Origin of the sequence: Halobacillus litoralis (genome assembly GCF_009856445.1) — a bacterium.
Taxonomy (GTDB): Bacteria; Bacillota; Bacilli; order Bacillales; family Halobacillaceae; genus Halobacillus; species Halobacillus litoralis.
Genome location: NZ_WMFA01000006.1, coordinates 85,518 through 101,987, shown reverse-complemented (window position 1 = coordinate 101,987; position 16,470 = coordinate 85,518). Strand labels below are relative to the sequence as shown.

At 42.9% G+C, this 16,470-nt stretch carries 14 protein-coding genes; all 14 read left to right on the top strand.

The annotated features are described in order from the left end of the window. The first annotated feature begins 118 nt into the window (after positions 1-118). The 14 genes from yhbH (at position 119) to GLW00_RS14750 (ending at position 16,457) form a co-directional block, all read left to right on the top strand. On the top strand, positions 119-1,282 hold the full coding sequence (gene yhbH / locus GLW00_RS14815) for a sporulation protein YhbH (RefSeq protein WP_089653080.1): 1,164 nt from the start codon (positions 119-121) through the stop codon (positions 1,280-1,282). 137 nt (positions 1,283-1,419) lie between these two features. Next, on the top strand, positions 1,420-2,928 hold the full coding sequence (locus tag GLW00_RS14810) for a potassium/proton antiporter (protein ID WP_160915370.1): 1,509 nt from the start codon (positions 1,420-1,422) through the stop codon (positions 2,926-2,928). Between the two features lie 214 nt (positions 2,929-3,142). Further along, positions 3,143-3,955: a pyrroline-5-carboxylate reductase gene (gene proC / locus GLW00_RS14805; protein ID WP_160915368.1), complete on the top strand. Its 813-nt coding sequence runs from the start codon at positions 3,143-3,145 to the stop codon at positions 3,953-3,955. Between the two features lie 93 nt (positions 3,956-4,048). Further along, entirely contained in the window at positions 4,049-4,528 is a 480-nt protein-coding gene (locus GLW00_RS14800) for a PH domain-containing protein (protein WP_160915366.1), read from the top strand. Further along, positions 4,521-6,017 (top strand): PH domain-containing protein, encoded by a 1,497-nt coding sequence (locus GLW00_RS14795; RefSeq protein WP_237417534.1) that lies wholly within the window; start codon positions 4,521-4,523, stop codon positions 6,015-6,017. Before GLW00_RS14800 ends, GLW00_RS14795 begins: the two co-directional genes overlap by 8 nt. 128 nt (positions 6,018-6,145) lie before the next feature. Then, positions 6,146-7,441 carry an NCS2 family permease gene (locus GLW00_RS14790; RefSeq protein ID WP_160915363.1) on the top strand — a complete coding sequence of 432 codons (1,296 nt, stop codon included), beginning with the start codon at positions 6,146-6,148 and terminating at the stop codon, positions 7,439-7,441. A 688-nt stretch (positions 7,442-8,129) separates the two neighbouring features. Continuing rightward, a complete protein-coding gene (locus GLW00_RS14785) occupies positions 8,130-9,710 on the top strand; it encodes a spore germination protein (protein WP_160915362.1) in 1,581 nt (526 codons plus the stop codon). Further along, entirely contained in the window at positions 9,646-10,800 is a 1,155-nt protein-coding gene (locus GLW00_RS14780; protein ID WP_160915360.1) for a GerAB/ArcD/ProY family transporter, read from the top strand. The genes GLW00_RS14785 and GLW00_RS14780 overlap by 65 nt, the downstream gene beginning before the upstream one ends. Beyond that, positions 10,797-11,918, top strand: coding sequence for a Ger(x)C family spore germination protein (locus GLW00_RS14775; RefSeq protein WP_160915358.1), 1,122 nt, complete (start codon positions 10,797-10,799; stop codon positions 11,916-11,918). Before GLW00_RS14780 ends, GLW00_RS14775 begins: the two co-directional genes overlap by 4 nt. An 82-nt stretch (positions 11,919-12,000) precedes the next feature. After that, entirely contained in the window at positions 12,001-12,495 is a 495-nt protein-coding gene (locus GLW00_RS14770) for a hypothetical protein (RefSeq protein WP_160915356.1), read from the top strand. A gap of 143 nt (positions 12,496-12,638) precedes the next feature. Then, entirely contained in the window at positions 12,639-13,262 is a 624-nt protein-coding gene (gene safA, locus GLW00_RS14765; protein ID WP_237417533.1) for a SafA/ExsA family spore coat assembly protein, read from the top strand. Between the two features lie 125 nt (positions 13,263-13,387). Continuing rightward, positions 13,388-14,344, top strand: a complete 957-nt coding sequence (locus GLW00_RS14760) for an ABC transporter substrate-binding protein (protein WP_160915354.1) — start codon at positions 13,388-13,390, stop codon at positions 14,342-14,344. Positions 14,345-14,490: 146 nt separating this feature from the next. Then, on the top strand, positions 14,491-15,468 hold the full coding sequence (locus GLW00_RS14755) for a FecCD family ABC transporter permease (RefSeq protein WP_160915417.1): 978 nt from the start codon (positions 14,491-14,493) through the stop codon (positions 15,466-15,468). Continuing rightward, positions 15,465-16,457: a FecCD family ABC transporter permease gene (locus GLW00_RS14750; protein WP_335808487.1), complete on the top strand. Its 993-nt coding sequence runs from the start codon at positions 15,465-15,467 to the stop codon at positions 16,455-16,457. The genes GLW00_RS14755 and GLW00_RS14750 overlap by 4 nt, the downstream gene beginning before the upstream one ends. Positions 16,458-16,470: the final 13 nt, after the last annotated feature.

The window sequence follows — 16,470 nt, the reverse complement described above, 5'->3', positions numbered from 1 at the left end:
GTGAAACGATAGACAATATGGGCGAAAGAAACAAATAATCCATGTATATCTCAATATCTTTCATCCATTACCGTGGACCTGCATACGATAGAGTAATACTCGATTAGGAGGGAATTACATGGATGAAGAGATGAGTTTCGTAATCGCCGAAGACGACTGGTCCCTCCATCGGAAAGGCTACGACGATCAGCGGCGACATCAAGAAAAAGTGAAGGATGCGATGAGCAAGCAGTTACCTGATCTCATTACTGAAGAGAATATTGTGATGTCGAATGGAAAGCGTGTCGTTAAGATTCCAATACGTTCACTTGATGAATATAAGATTCGTTATAATCACGAGAAGAATAAACATGCAGGACAAGGTGAAGGGGATAGTGAAGTCGGGGATGTTGTTGCTCAAGCGCCGCAGCAATCGAAAGGTAAGCCTGGCGATGGAGACGGAGCTGGAGATCAAGCTGGCGAAGATTATTATGAGGCAGAGATTTCATTAGCCGAGTTAGAAGAAGCCTTGTTTAAGGAATTAACCTTACCGAATTTGGATGAGAAGGAAAAAGACAATATCATTCACACAGACATCGAGTTCAGCGATATTCGGAAAACGGGATTAACAGGAAACATCGACAAGAAGAGGACGATGCTTGAAGCATACAAACGAAACGCTCTAGGCGGAGAAGCTTCATTTGCACCGATTTATCCAGAAGATATTCGTTTTAAAACGTGGAATGAGAAAACCAAACCGGAATCAAAAGCTGTTGTTATTGCGATGATGGATACAAGTGGCTCCATGGGGCAATGGGAAAAGTATATGGCCAGAAGTTTCTTCTTCTGGATGACCAGGTTCCTGAACCGGAACTATGAAACAGTGGAAATTGAATTTGTTGCCCATCACACACAAGCTAAAGTCGTCAGTGAAGATGATTTCTTTTCTAAAGGGGAAAGTGGAGGGACGATCTGCTCCTCAGCTTATCGCAAGGCTTTAGAATTGATTGAGACCAAGTATTCGCCGGAGCGCTATAATATTTACCCGTTCCACTTCTCTGATGGTGATAATTTAACATCTGATAATAAACGCTGCCTGGGATTGATTGAACAGCTGATTGAAGTTTCACAAATGTTTGGTTATGGAGAAGTCAACCAATACAATCGTTCCTCCAGTTTGATGCAGGCCTATAAATCCATCGATCACCCGAAGTTCCGCTATTACATTTTGAGAAGAAAAGCAGATGTATTTCATGCCATGAAACAATTCTTCAGTGAACAGGTTGAAGAGATGCTAAGCTGATGTTGCAAAGAAGCCAAGTAACATCTTGTTGCTTGGCCTTTTTTGTGTTTTCAAAAGCTGGACGAGTGTTTTATTACTTGAACCTTAGGCTTCCTTGGTATAATGTCGCTATAAAGAAAATAAAAGGAGTATCGTTTATGATTCAGGAAATTTTAGAGTCCAATCAATTCATCATGTTGATGGCTCTATTGCTTATTGTCAGTATCATCGTTACAAAATTCTCTTCCAGACTCGGGGTTCCATCGCTCGTTCTCTTTATTGCGGTTGGAATGCTCGTCGGAAATGATGGGCTTGGGTTCATTTATTTTGATAACCCAGAAATTGCTCAGTTGATCGGTGTCATCGCTTTAATTGTTATTTTGTTTGAAGGTGGTATGTTGACAAAATGGAAAGATATACGACCTGTAGTGGTTCCTTCCATTTCTTTAGCCACAGTAGGAGTCGTCCTTACGACATCCATCGTAGCTTTAGCTGCCAAATTCATCTTACATATCGGTTGGATTGAGGCTTTCCTTGTAGGATCTATTGTAGGGTCTACAGATGCGGCAGCTGTATTTGCTGTTTTAAAAGGAAAAAATGTCCGACCTAAGCTTGAAGCGACACTGGAAGCGGAGTCTGGTACAAACGATCCTATGGCTGTGTTTCTCACTATTTCATTTATTCAGTTGCTCACGATTGATCAAGTCAATATATTAGGGATGATCGGTTCATTCTTTTGGCAGATGGGTGCTGGATTAGCGGTTGGATTTGGAATCGGGTACTTGGCCAGTTTTTCATTAAATCGAATCAATTTGGATTCAAGTGGACTTTATCCATTGTTCGCTCTAGGTTTCGCATTTTTATCTTACAGTTCAAGCTCCCTTCTCCAAGCAAGTGGTCTTTTAGCTGTATATGTGACAGCCGTTGTCATTGGAAATGCTGAACTGGCTTACCGTTATTCCATCTTGCGGTTTCATGAGGGATTTGGCTGGATGGCTCAAATTCTCATGTTTATAATTCTCGGGTTATTTGTTTCGCCCACTGAAGTTTTCACATGGCCTGTTATGATGGATGGATTGCTTATAGCACTTGTGCTTATATTTATTGCAAGGCCTGTAGCCACGCTTTTAAGCCTGTCTGGTTTTTCGTTTACGATGAAGGAAAAGTACTTTTTATCCTGGGCTGGGTTGCGTGGTGCCGTACCAATCGTACTGGCGATCTTCCCGATGCTGGCTGGAATACAGAACAGCCAGCTTATCTTCAACGTTGTTTTCTTTACTGTTCTTACATCAGCTCTTGTTCAAGGGTCGTCCATCACCCGTATTGCTGAACGTTTCAAACTGGTTTCCGATAAGCTTGGAAACCCGATTCATTCTCTTGAGTTAATTTCCATCGGCAAAGCGAATGTTGAAATGATTGAGTTCGATGTAACGGAAAGGAACATCATTGTTGGTCAGACTTTAGAAAATATGGAATTGCCGGATCGAGCCTTAATCAACGCCATCATCCGTGACGGAGATGTAATCACTCCTTATGGTCAAACAGAAATTAAAGCGGGGGATACGTTGTATATCCTTGTTGCAAGGAAAAATAAAAAAGAAGTGAAGAAGCTGCTTGAAGCAATTAATGAAGAGAAAGAAGAAGAACACGAAAAAAGCCGAGCTTAAGGCAGCTCGGCTTTTTTCGTAGCAGCTATGATATTTTGGGCGTTTCACTATGATATGAAGAATACAGTTATTATTATAGGTAAGATATAAGGCTTTGTAAACCTTTTCTAGAAAAAACATGTAATTTTTACTAGAGAAACAAGGGAAATCCAATATGGAATTGTACGTTCGACAATCTTCCTATACAATAAGAATCACTAAGGAGGGATGTACGGTGAACAAACGTATAGGTTTTATCGGCTGTGGTCAAATGGGGCGGGCGATGATACAGGGCATGATTGATGCAGGCCTTGTGAAAGCGCGTGATATCGCTGCCACGGCTTTATCCGATGAAACGATAGATTTTGTGACGGATGAATACGGAATTAACATTTCCAATGAAAATAAACGAGTGGCAAGAGAGAGTGACCTGCTTTTCTTAGCGGTGAAACCTTATGTGTACCAAGGAGTCGTCCAGGAAATTAAGGACGAAGTACCTGAGGATACTGTGGTGGTTACCATTGCTGCCGGCATCACTCTCGACGCTATGAAAGAAGCCTTCGGCCGTAATGTGAAGGTGATTCGTTCCATGCCGAACACGCCTTCGCTTGTCGGAGCAGGCATGAGCGTTCTGTGTCCGAACGATTTCGTGACCAAGGAAGAATTAGCAGACGTGATGGAAGTGTTTGAGAGCTTTGGAGAAGCTGAAATAGTCGAAGAAAAGTTGATGGATGCGGTTCCAGCCGTCAGCGGATCTTCACCAGCTTTTATCTATATGCTCATTGAAGCAATGGCGGATGCGGCTGTCCAACAAGGCTTCCCCAGAGACAAAGCCTACAAGATGGTTTCTCAGACTGTCCAAGGGGCGGCCCAAATGGTTAAAGAAACCGGCCGCCACCCTGGCGAGCTGAAGGATGCCGTCTGTACTCCGGGAGGTACAACCATTTCAGGAGTTACAAAGCTTGAAGAAGCCGGCTTTAGAAATGCGATTATTCAAGGGATGGAAGCTTGTACAGAGAAGTCTAAAGCATTATCAAAAGGAAAATAATAAAGGGAGGGCCGGGCTGTTACGTCCGGCTTCTTTTATAAATAGTGAAACATTTCGAACAGTCATTCGTAAGCATACATAGGGGGTGGAAGAATGGAACAGCAACCGACACAAAGAATATCACAGCAAGCGCTGACGGTGTGGCGCATCTATGGGTGGATCCAAGTAGGGATCGTTCTTTTGCTGACTATTGGATTAACCGTGACGGTGTTCTTATGGGATTGGCCATGGTGGATTGTGCTGATTGGGCTAGGCATCGCTTTGCTGGAAGTCCTTTCATTTGTATGGCTCGTACCAAGTTTACGCTGGAAAAGGTGGAGGTATGATGTCACGGAAACAGAAATCGATTTGCAGTACGGATTATTTATTGTGACACGTACGCTGGTACCTATGGTCAGAGTTCAGCATGTGGATACAGAACAAGGACCTTTACTCAGGAAGTTTCGTTTATCTACCATCAGCATTTCTACAGCTGCGACGGTACATAAAATCCCGGCACTGGATGAGAGGGAAGCCGAGCGTCTACGTCAGTCCATCTCTTCCCTAGCAAGGGTGGCGGAAGATGATGTTTGAACCGAAAAGACTGCATCCGATTTCAGCCGTCATCAACTTTGTGAAGACGTTAAAAGATGCGGCTTTACCATTGATTATTGTGCTCGTGTTAAATGGAAACATATTTAGTGGGGAAGTGGATTGGATTCCATTGCTGATATGGATCGGTGTACTGATCCTTGTATTGGGAGCAGGGATTATTCGCTGGCTGCGATTTACATACCGGATGGAAGAAGGAGAGCTGAGAATTGAATACGGGCTTATTTTTCGTAAGAAGAGGTATATCCCTATTGATCGAATTCAAAGTCTTGATTTTTCAGAAGGTATTTTTCATCGTCCTTTGAACCTTGTTAAGGTGTCAATTGAGACGGCAGGCTCAACAGGGAATGAAAAGGCAGAGGCTGAACTAACAGCCATCCGGAAGGAAGAGGCAGATTCTTTGGAAGAAGCTATTTTCCAGGAAAAGAAACGTAGAAACGCAAGACCTGATGACGACTTTTGTGATACTGAACAAGCTCAGACAGAAATAGAAGAGTCAAATCGTGAAAAGGTCTATGCTATGTCCATGAAGGAAATTGTGATGATGGCCGTCACTTCTGGAGGAGCGGGGGTAGTCATCTCCGGAGTAGCAGTTTTCTTCTCTCAATTTATGGACCTTTTACCCGTAGGAACGATCTATAATGAAATCCTTGACTGGATCCAAATTGGCGTATTGGTGATTGCTTTTACCGCCCTTGTCATACTCTTAGTGGCTTATGGGATATCAATTGTAATGACGATTCTAAGGTATGCCAACTTTTCTGTTTTTATTGACGAAGATGATTTGATTATTACGCGTGGCTGGCTTGAGAAAAAACAGATGACGATACCTTTAAATCGGATTCAGGGCATTCGAATGGAAGAAAACTTAATTCGACAGCCTTTAGGATACGCTTCAGTAACGCTAATCAGCGCAGGGGGATCGGTTTTAAAGAATGATGAGCACCAATTACGACTGCTGCCAATGATCAAAAAAGAAGACGTGGGCAAGGTACTGAAAAAGGTTCTTCCTGCTTATGATGTTGTGGACCATTTCCATGAACCGCCTAAGCGATCGTTATTCAGATACATTCTGCGCCATTCATGGTTCGGATTTTTAGCGTCAATTCCCATCAGCATCTTCTTTTTTCCTTATGGTCTGTTATCCATTTTGGCCGGTGGATTCTTAGCCGTGCTGGGCTGGTTAGCCTACCATGATGCAGGATGGAATATTCGAGAAGATCAGCTGACTTTAAGATCGAGAGGAATCATCAAGCAGACGTACTTTATGAAAAAGTACCGAATTCAGGCATCTTATGAAAAACAAACGTATTTTCAAAAAAGGACACATCTCTCAAGCATAGAAGTTATGTTAACGTCAGGAGGAGGCAGATCGCTTGCTTCCTGCTATTACCTTGAGAAAAGCGATACAGAGGAAATCATGCACTGGTATAGAGTCAAGAGATTAAGTGAAAAACCGTCTGAGGAATGAGTACTCAGGCGGTTTTTTTGTGTGAAAATAATAAAAGCGAACATTTTTGTTGTTACTATTGATTTTTGTTCGTAAAAATAATATTATAATACACGTTGTAATTCTTATTGAAAGTTTGGTGTTCCCAAATGTTAAACAAATGGTTCCGATTAAATGAAAATCATACAGATGTTAAAACAGAGTTGCTTGCAGGAGTGACGACTTTTTTAACGATGGTCTATATCGTTGTTGTTAACCCGGCAATTCTATCAAGTGCGGGCGTGCCATTCGAACAAGTGTTTATGGCGACGATCATTGCGGCAATTGTTGGTACGTTAATTATGGCATTTGCTGCTAATTACCCCATTGCTATAGCTCCTGGTATGGGATTGAATGCGTACTTCGTTACGGAAGTTGTCCAACAGGATGTTAGTTATTCTGTTATTTTTGGGGCTGTCTTTGTATCAGGTATATTATTTGTTCTTCTTAGTTTGACTAGTTTACGTAAAACGTTGATTACAGCGATTCCTGCTTCATTAAAATATGGGATTACATCAGGAATCGGTTTGTTTATAGCTTTCCTTGGGTTAAGAATGTCAGGCATCATCGTTTCCAGTGAAGAGACGCTGGTTACACTTGGAGATTTGACAGCAAAAGGTCCATTATTGACGGTATTCGGGCTTTTCTTCACACTGGTCCTGATCGCGAGAAATGTGACAGGTGGATTATTCATCGGCATGTTCGTTACAGGTATTATCGGCTTTTTCACTGGTCAGCTTCAGCTAGAAGGCTTTATTGAGGCACCACCAGCTCCTGTATTCTGGGATATGGATATAGGAGCGGTGTTCAGCAATGGCCTCTATACGGTTATTTTCGCTTTCCTTCTTGTCACGATTTTTGACACGACAGGAACGATGATCGGTGTGGCGGAACAAGCTGGGTTCATCCGTAAAGATGGAAGTCTGCCGAGGGCGCGGGCTGCTTTAATGGCAGATGCGTCAGCTACAACCGTTGGAGCTATGTTTGGAACGAGTCCTTCTTCTGCTTACATTGAATCTTCTTCAGGGGTAGCAGCTGGAGGACGGACAGGCCTGACGACGACGGTCGTTGCTCTATTGTTCATTCTATCCATGTTTTTTGCCCCTATTGTAGGAGCCGTTTCCGGTCTACCAGCTATTACAGCTCCTGTATTAATCATTGTCGGTTGCTTCATGATGGGTGGTCTTGCAAAGGTGAACTGGGTTAGTTTCGATGACGCTTTCCCAGCCTTCATCATCATCCTTTCCATGCCACTCACATCCAGTATTGCAACAGGAATCTCGTTTGGTTTTATCACGTATCCATTGTTAAAGCTCGTTACTGGAAAAGGAAAAGAAGTACACTGGATTTTATACATGTTCGCAGTTATTTTCATATTACAAATGGTCTTCTTCCCAGGCCACTAACTCCACCAAATCCTATGGCAATCCAGCCATAGGATTTTTTTGTTATTCAACTTAATGGAAGGTTTCTTGAAGACTCAGTTTCGAGATGTTTTTGAGTGGATGGGGGCTGCGGGGAATGACTCGCTTTCCGCGGGAGCGCGGTGAGCCTCCTCGGACTGCGTCCTGTGGGGTCTCACCAAGCACTTTTTTCCCGCAGGAGTCTCGCCATTCCCCTCCGCCCTTAACCTAGGTTGATTCTCGAAACCACTTCTAAAAGATCAACTTGAATAATGAAACGAAATGAATCATATAAAATTTCCACTGCGGGCTGCCAGAACTTAAGGCTATATAGAGCGTTTTATGCCTACTTAGGATAGAGGAATAAGAGACACTCACTCTCGGTATAGGGGTTCGTTCCACTTCTCCACAAAAGGGGTGGTTGGGAAGCTGCGAGACTCCCGTGGGAGAAGGAGATAGGCGAGATCCCGCAGGACGCAGTCCGAGGAAGCTCGGCGCTCCCCCACAGGAAAGCGAGTTGCTTCCCAGCCATCCCTAACGCTTAACCAGGCAACGAACCCTGGAAACATCTCGAAACTGAGTCTTCCACAATCGGGAGCGTTAGTGACAAAGAGGGGGATTCGGCTTTCATAAGGTTTTCTTGCGTATATTCCATTTTATTCGTGGCAAATTAAGGGTAGGTGATGCGAAAATGGGAATCTTTACGCGATTCTTCAGGAATAACCGGGACATATTGAAAGACCGGCACATGTCTGAACCTTCGGGTGATAAAGAAGTGCCAACCACAAAAAAATTAACGGAGAATGTTAAATATATCTTAGATGCTTTCCACCAAACGAATGATCTGAAAATCCGTGTCCTTAAGAAAGGGGACGCGACTCTTTTATATTTAGAATCCTTAGCTGAACACGAAAAAATCCATGAGAAAATTTTTGCTCCCATAGAAATGGGGCACACTGATGATGTTTTTCAACTTCCGAATGCAAAGCATACCCACGATTTGGAGGAAGCAGTACGCACTATTCTGCGGGGGCATGCGCTTTATTTAGAAGAGGGGAAACGAGAAATCGCCCAGTTTAGTGTGACATCATCTTTCAGCCGAACGCCTGAAGAGCCACAAAACGAAAAAGTTGTTCGGGGTGCCCATGATGGTTTTGTGGAGAATATGATGACGAACATCAACCTGATACGTAAAAGAGTAGAGCACAGGGATTTAACAATCAAATACTTTAAGTTGGGTAGAAAGACAAATACGAATGTTGCTGTCATGTATATGGATGGTATTGCGGATCCTACGCTTGTCCAGGAAGTTGAGACCCGATTACACTCTGTTGATTCAGACATGATTCATAGTCCAGGACACGTAGAAGAATTTATTGAAGATCAGTCGAACTCTCCTTTTCCTCAAATGTTAAATACTGAAAGACCCGATCGTGTGGCGGCTAACATAGTAGAGGGGAGAGTCGCCATTATGTCGGAAGGGAGTCCTACGACTCTTATTGCACCTGCTACATTCTTTATGTTCTATCAGGCCCCGGATGATTATAATATGCGATGGTTCACAGGCACGTTTGTCCGTTTGATTCGACTCTTCAGTTTCGTGATAGCTGTGAGTTTACCTGCATTCTATATTGCGGTAGTAAGTTTCCACTATGAAGTCATTCCTGATGAGCTGATCATTCCAGTCAAAGCATCGATTAATGAGATTGCTTATCCCCCCATATTAGAAGCTCTTGTAATGGTTATTATTATTGAACTGATCAGGGAAGCAGGTATACGTTTACCACAACCCATTGGGCAGACCATCGGGATAGTCGGAGGCCTTGTCATTGGTGACGCGGTTGTAAGGGCAGGACTTGTATCCAACTTGATGGTCATTGTGGTGGCCTTGACGGCTATTGCTTCCTTTGTTGTCCCTTCCAATGAACTGAGCACAGCCCTGCGTTTGTTAACTTTTCCACTGATCTTACTCGCAGGGACGATTGGGTTTATTGGTATCGTATTCGGGATGTTATTCATTCTCATTCACTTAACGCGCCTTCACTCTTTCGGAGTTCCTTATTTTGCACCACTTGCTCCCTTGAGTCTGGTGGATTTGAAAGACACGTTTGTCCGTTTGCCCATGTATATGATGAAGCTAAGACCAAAAGATGCTCATGCAATTAAACCTATAGCTTTGGACCCTTCAAGGGAGTGGAGAAACCGTGATGAACAAAAACAATCAAAACAAGGAGGGGACCAAACCTCCACAACAAACAAACCAAAAGAATGAGCAGAAATTGTCACGCAGGCAATTTTTCTTCATAATCATCCAAACCCAAATTGGAGTGGGAGTATTATCAGTTCCATATGAACTGCACACGGTAGCTAAGCAGGACGGTTGGATTTCTCTTTTGTTAGGAGCAATAGCTATTCAACTTTTATTGATAGGAATATGGGTTGTTGCTAAAAACCTTCCACAAGATACTCTATATACAATGAATGATAAGTTGTACACAAAATGGATAGGGCGGCCACTATCCATTTTGTATATCCTGTACTTTATCGGTGTTGGGACACTTATCATTTTGTTATTCTGCCGAATGATTAATGTGTGGGTCTTGCCGAATACACCCATTTGGGTCACGGCTCTTTTAATGATCACCGTTTGTATGTACATGGTTCACGGTGGGTTGCTCGTGCTAGGAAGGATGTACACCATGCTTTCGATATTGATTGTATTTTTGCTCATCCTTATGGTCTTCGGAGCAAAAGAAATGCAAATCATGTACCTCTTTCCTATCTTAGAATCAGGATGGGGGAAGGTGTTTTCTGGAATCAACCAAGCCATTTTCTCCTATTTTGGGTTTATCGTTACGTTGGTTGTTTATTCAAAAGTGGAAGGAACGAACAAACAAAAGTTAACGACGATCGTCCTTGCTCACTGGTTTGTAACGCTTTTTTATTTGTTTACGGTGCTTGCAAGCTACACCTTCTTCAGTACTAGTGAACTCCCATTAGTTCCAGAACCTGTTTTGTATATGTTGAAATCATTCTCGCTACCGATTATCGCTCGGATTGATTTGTTTTTTATAACGATATGGGTGATTAATGTCGCCACCTCCTTCGCGACGTACCTTTACTTATCGAGTATTGGCTTTTCGGATTTGTTTAAGAAGCAGTCCACAACGAAATTTATTGTCTTGATCGGCGTGGTCGTATTCAGCATTAGTATGTTTATTGGTATGGATATTAAAAAAATGGAAGCTTTCAACAATGTCGTGACCTATTCTGGTTATGTTTTTTCTGTGACTCTTCCATTAATTATGGTCCCATTAAGCTTTTGGAGGAGGAACAAAGATAAGGGGGCAGGTACATCATGAGGAGATATTTGATCGTTGTTATGACAGGTCTCTTATTCCTTACGGGTTGCTGGGATGAAAAACAGTTTAAAAATGTTAAGCTCGTGCTTTCATTAGGATTCGATCAAGGAGACGAAGGTCAAATCATACAGACCGTTTCTATTCCTACAGTCAATAGAGCTACAGAAGGGCCGGGGAGTGAGAGTCTGCAAATCCTCTCAACTTCTGCCCAAACCCCGTTGCAAGCAAGAAATAAGATCGACCTCATGATCTCGGAGTCTTATGACCCTTCCAAAGTGAAAGTCGTCGTATTAGGGGAAGACCTTGCGAAGAAGAACATCTACCCGATCCTGGATGACATGTATCGAAACTCTCGCAGCAACTTGAATGCCTATCTTGCTGTTGTCGAGGAAGGGACGGCCCAAGATGTAATCAGTATGAATCATGCGGGAGCCACAAGAATCAGCAATTATGTCAGTGGTCTCCTGGAGGCTGCGGTTTCATCGACTCATGCGACTGGTGAAAACCTGCAGCTGCTTTGTGCGGAATTGTTGGAACCTGGAATTGATTTCTCTGTGCCTATGCTGAAAATAGAAGATGAAGGGAATCTTCTTACTTTCAGTGGAATGGGGCTATTTCATGATAAAGCCTATACAGGTGAAAAAATTGACGCGGAGCAAACGACCTTGTTTATGCTTTTGGAGGGGGTAAAGGGAAGAGTCGCCCGTTTGACGGAAAAAATTGATGATAATAAAAAAGAAGAGATTTTGGATTATGTGACTGTGAATGTAGCAGAAAACGACCGCAAAATGAAAATTGAAAATAAGGATGGAGAAATTTCTGTAACGATTAATCTCGATATGAAAGTGAAGATTGTAGAATACCCTTCGGATCATTTGTACGTAAAAGGGAGGGTTGAGGAAATTGGCAAGAAGCTCTCAGAAACACTCACCGAAGATTCTGTAGATATTATCGCTCAGCTTCAAGAAGCGAACAGTGATATTTTTGGGATTGGAAGAAGAGTGAAAGCTTATCATCCTGACGTTTGGAAAAAAATAAAGTGGGAGGAAGAGTATCCGGAAATATCCATTAAACCGAGCGTGAAAGTGGAAGTCATCCAACACGGAATTATTAATTAAAATTTTTTCCTCCGAGGTGAAACCTTTTTATGCTTCACCTCGTCTCTATAGTAGAAACATAGAAATGACGGAGGAAAACAGTGTGTGGAGAAGATTTGGTGTTTTATTTTTCTGTTTGTTGTTAGTCAGTGCTTGTAGTAAAACCCACGCCATTCCTAGTGGATACCATTCTTACAATTTAGAAAAAGTATCCTCGGCTGTTGAACAATTAGACTTTCAACCTGAGCTGCCTGAGTACATTCCTGTACCTATGATTAGCGTCGTGACAGACATCTATCAGAGTGAAGGTTCAGTGTTGATGGACCTGAGTTTTTATACGCCTGATAATGATCTGCTGACCATTCAATTTTCTCAAGGGGAAATTAATACTCCGTGGATAGATCCGGAAGAGCTTTCTATCCTTGGAAATCTAGATGGCTTATACGAAAATAACCGCTTTTCCAAGAAACTAACTTGGACAAAAGATGGTGTGACGTATTTAATGACTTACCGCGCCAGTGTGGCGCATGAAGAAGATAATGAACAGAGTGTGACACGTCAACAATTGGTTGAAGTGGCCCGCTCGTTTCATTCATAAAATGATTATACCTCCCCTATGGTATAGCACTCACCGATTGACCACCGGTGGGTGCGTTTTTAATTTCTAAACTTTTCCTCTATATACATATTTTTATGTGTGAGAGCCAAACTACATCTGACACTAAAAAAGGAGTGAGAAACTTGAAAGTATGGATGTGGTTTGGCGCTATCATTTTTGCTGCCGTGTTGTTTGTGCAAGCCCCGCAAATGACACATGCAGAAACGGATACTTACACAGTCAAGAGTGGGGACACACTATGGAAGATCTCAAAAAAATATAAAATCGGCTTGAGAGAAATCATCAATGCCAACCCTCAATTTGACAATCCTGATCTCATTTATCCAGGGGACAGGGTGACGGTTCCTCTAAAAGCAGACATCAAATCAGTCGAGAGGCAAGTCATTGATTTGACGAACCAGGAAAGGGCGAAAAATGGACTTCCTGCTTTAAAAGCCAATTGGCAGCTATCACGCGTGGCTCGGTACAAGTCCAGAGACATGGCGAATAAAAATTATTTTTCCCATACGTCACCGACTTACGGTTCACCATTTAATATGATGAGAGACTTTAATGTTTCTTACAATCGTGCTGCCGAAAACATCGCTGCCGGCCAGCAAACACCACAGGAAGTGGTTAATGGGTGGATGGAAAGCCCTGGGCATAGGAAGAACATTCTAGATCCTAATTTAAGACAGATCGGTGTAGGTTACGCAGAAGGCGGAAGTTACGGTTATTATTGGACTCAGATGTTTATAACACAATAAATGGAGGGGATGTTGCTTCGAAAAAGCGGCATCCCTTTTGCTGTACCCTTTACAATTGACCTGAATTTAAGTATGATAAAAAAAGCATTTGATAATGATTATCAATAACAATGGAGGTATTACATATGAAGAAAAGTATAGTTTCGTTATTTATGCTTGTTCTTGTACTCGTTTTAAGTGCTTGTGGGGGTGCTTCTGAAGATCAAACTTCAGAAGATACAAAAGATGAGAACGGTGAAACAACAGAGGAAACACGTGTGGTTGAACATGAAATGGGAGAAACAGAAATTTCAGGGCAGCCTGAGAAGGTTGTAGCGCTGGAGTTTTCATTCGTGGACAACCTTGCTTCGTTGGGGGTTTCACCCGTGGGCATCGCGGATGATGATGATTCAGAACGTATTATCGAACCGATTCGTGAGAAAATCGGTGACTATACATCAGTAGGTACAAGAAAGCAGCCTTCCTTAGAAGTAATTAGCTCTCTTCAACCTGACTTGATCATTGCCGATATGAAAAGACACAAGGATATCTATGATCAATTGTCTGATATTGCTCCGACGATTATCCTTCCTTCACTAGCTGCTGATTATGAAGGCATTATTACAAGCTTTGAAACCGTATCAAAAGCCATGGGTATGGAAGAGAAAGGTGAAGAAGTTTTAGCCGATCATCAGGCAAAAATGGAAGAACTTAAAGCGCAGGTACCTGAGGACGAAGACCGTACCGTCCTTCCGGCCGTAGTAGCGGACAGCGGTTACTTCGCACACAACATGGAATCCTACACCGGTTCTCTTTTGGAATCCATCGGTTTGAAAAACGCGATTCAAAGTGGAGATGAGCGCTACAATAAAATCAACCTTGAACAGGTCGTTGAATTCAATCCGGATGTGATGTTCCATATGGTTGCTGGTGATCAAACGGTTGTTGATGAGTGGGAAAGCAATGACTTATATCAAGGTATTTCTGCTGTGGAAAATGGAGAAGTCCATGAAGTTGATCGCAACATGTGGTCACGTTTTCGAGGGTTGATTTCATCTGAAAAAATACTAGAGGACGCGATCAACTATTTATATGAGGAATAACGGTATGAAGAGCGGAGGGCTTCCCTTCGCTCTTTCCTTTTTACCATAGGGCTTTCCTATCGTTTGTGATATGGTGAAAAGAGTATATAGATAGGAGAATTCATGTGCAGCATATATCTGAGCAATCATCCATATTCAAATATAAAATGGTCCTCATTTTCTTGTTCGGTATTTTGGTCCTTATGGCGAGCTTCATGGCGAGTTTAAGTATTGGTGCCTATGCTATTCCATTTACTGATGTATGGAAATTTTTATTTGCCCCTGATGAGGGGAAAGCTGCTTCCATCATCCATACAATCCGTTTACCAAGGGCTTTGGTAGGAATCATCGTAGGCGCATGTTTAGCTATAGCCGGAGGAATAATGCAAGCCATTACGAACAATCCTTTAGCTTCTCCTCAAGTTTTCGGGGTGAATGCGGGAGCCTCATTAATGGTAGTGGCAGGTGTTGTCCTCTTTCCGGGACTTGGTTCTTCAACGCTCGTCTATTTCGCATTCTTAGGTGCAGCCGTTGGAGGAGCGATCGTCTATTCGCTCTCTTCTACAGGGGGCGGTATGACACCAGTGAAATTAGCTCTGGCAGGGATTACTGTCCATTTATTTCTTTCCTCTTTAATTGAGGGAATCGTCCTTTTTCATGAAACATCAACGGAGGATGTTCTTTTTTGGCTGGCCGGTGGAATCGATGGTCGCAACTGGGCTGATGTCCAGTTAATGATTCCATGGTCACTGACCGGTCTCATCGGTGCACTATTTCTAGGTAAAGGGCTTACAATCCTTGGATTAGGTGAAGATGTTGCAAGGGGATTAGGGCAGAGAATTGGATGGATCCGGGTTTCATCAGCTATCTTAGTCATTCTATTGGCCGGCATTTCCGTGGCGGTTGCTGGTCCAATCGGTTTCATAGGCTTAATTATTCCGAATATTGTACGTAAGCTCATTGGATCAGATTACCGCTTAGTACTTCCGGTATCAGCTATCTTCGGGGCAGCATTATTAACAATTTCTGATGTTCTTTCAAGGTTCATTTCTTTTCCTGCAGAATCTCCAGTGGGTATAGTAACGGCACTGCTTGGAGCCCCGTTTTTCTTATACCTTGCTAGTAAAGGGGGGCGTTCAGTGTGAGATTGCAAAAGTTGAATCCAATAACGATTATTGTTTCCCTTACCATTCTGGTTTTGTTAGGAGCCTTTGTTTCCATTGGTGTAGGTGCTGTTTGGATTCCTCCTGGATCGATATACAACTATATGGTTGGAGTTGATGCAGGCGGCAGTGGCTATATCATTGAAAATTTCCGATTGCCCCGCATCATTATGAGTTTGTTGGTAGGGACTGGATTGGGTGTATCTGGTGCTTTGCTGCAAGGAATTATCCGTAACCCCCTGGCATCTCCAGACGTCATTGGGATCACCAAGGGAGCTGGGTTTGCAGCCGCAGCTGTCATCATCCTCTTTCCTTCATTGCCTGTCATCGGTCTCCCGATCGCTGCATTCTTAGGAGCGGGGCTGGTCACAATCGGCCTTTATATTTTTGCTTTTAAAAGGGGAGTCCAACCAGCGACTCTCGCCCTGGTGGGGATTGCTTTAGGAGCAATATGTCAGGCTGGTATACAATTTTTAACCGTTAAATTTCCATTGGAGACAAATGCAGCACTTGTCTGGTTGACCGGGAGTTTATGGGGAAAAGATTGGACAGATGTGTGGATGCTTCTGCCTTGGATTGTGATTGTTGTTCCCATTACGTTTTTCCTAGCTCCAAAGCTCGATGTTCTTAGTCTAGGAGACGATGTTGCGGAAGGGCTAGGAGAACCCGTAAGAAAAGCAAGGTTGATATTATTGATCATAGCCGTGATTCTAGCTGGAGCTTCAGTGGCCGTTGTCGGTACACTTGGGTTTGTCGGGTTAATTGCGCCGCATATTGCTAGGCAACTGGTGGGGAATAAGCATATCTATCTCTTACCTGTTTCAGCGCTGACGGGCACGTTGCTTTTAATGGTTGCTGACAACCTGGGCCGGGGATTGTTTCCACCTACAGAAGTTCCTGCCGGCATTTTTACGGCTGTCATCGGAGCTCCGTACTTTCTATTCTTATTGAGAAAGATGCAGAAATCATAAAAAAGAAACGCTT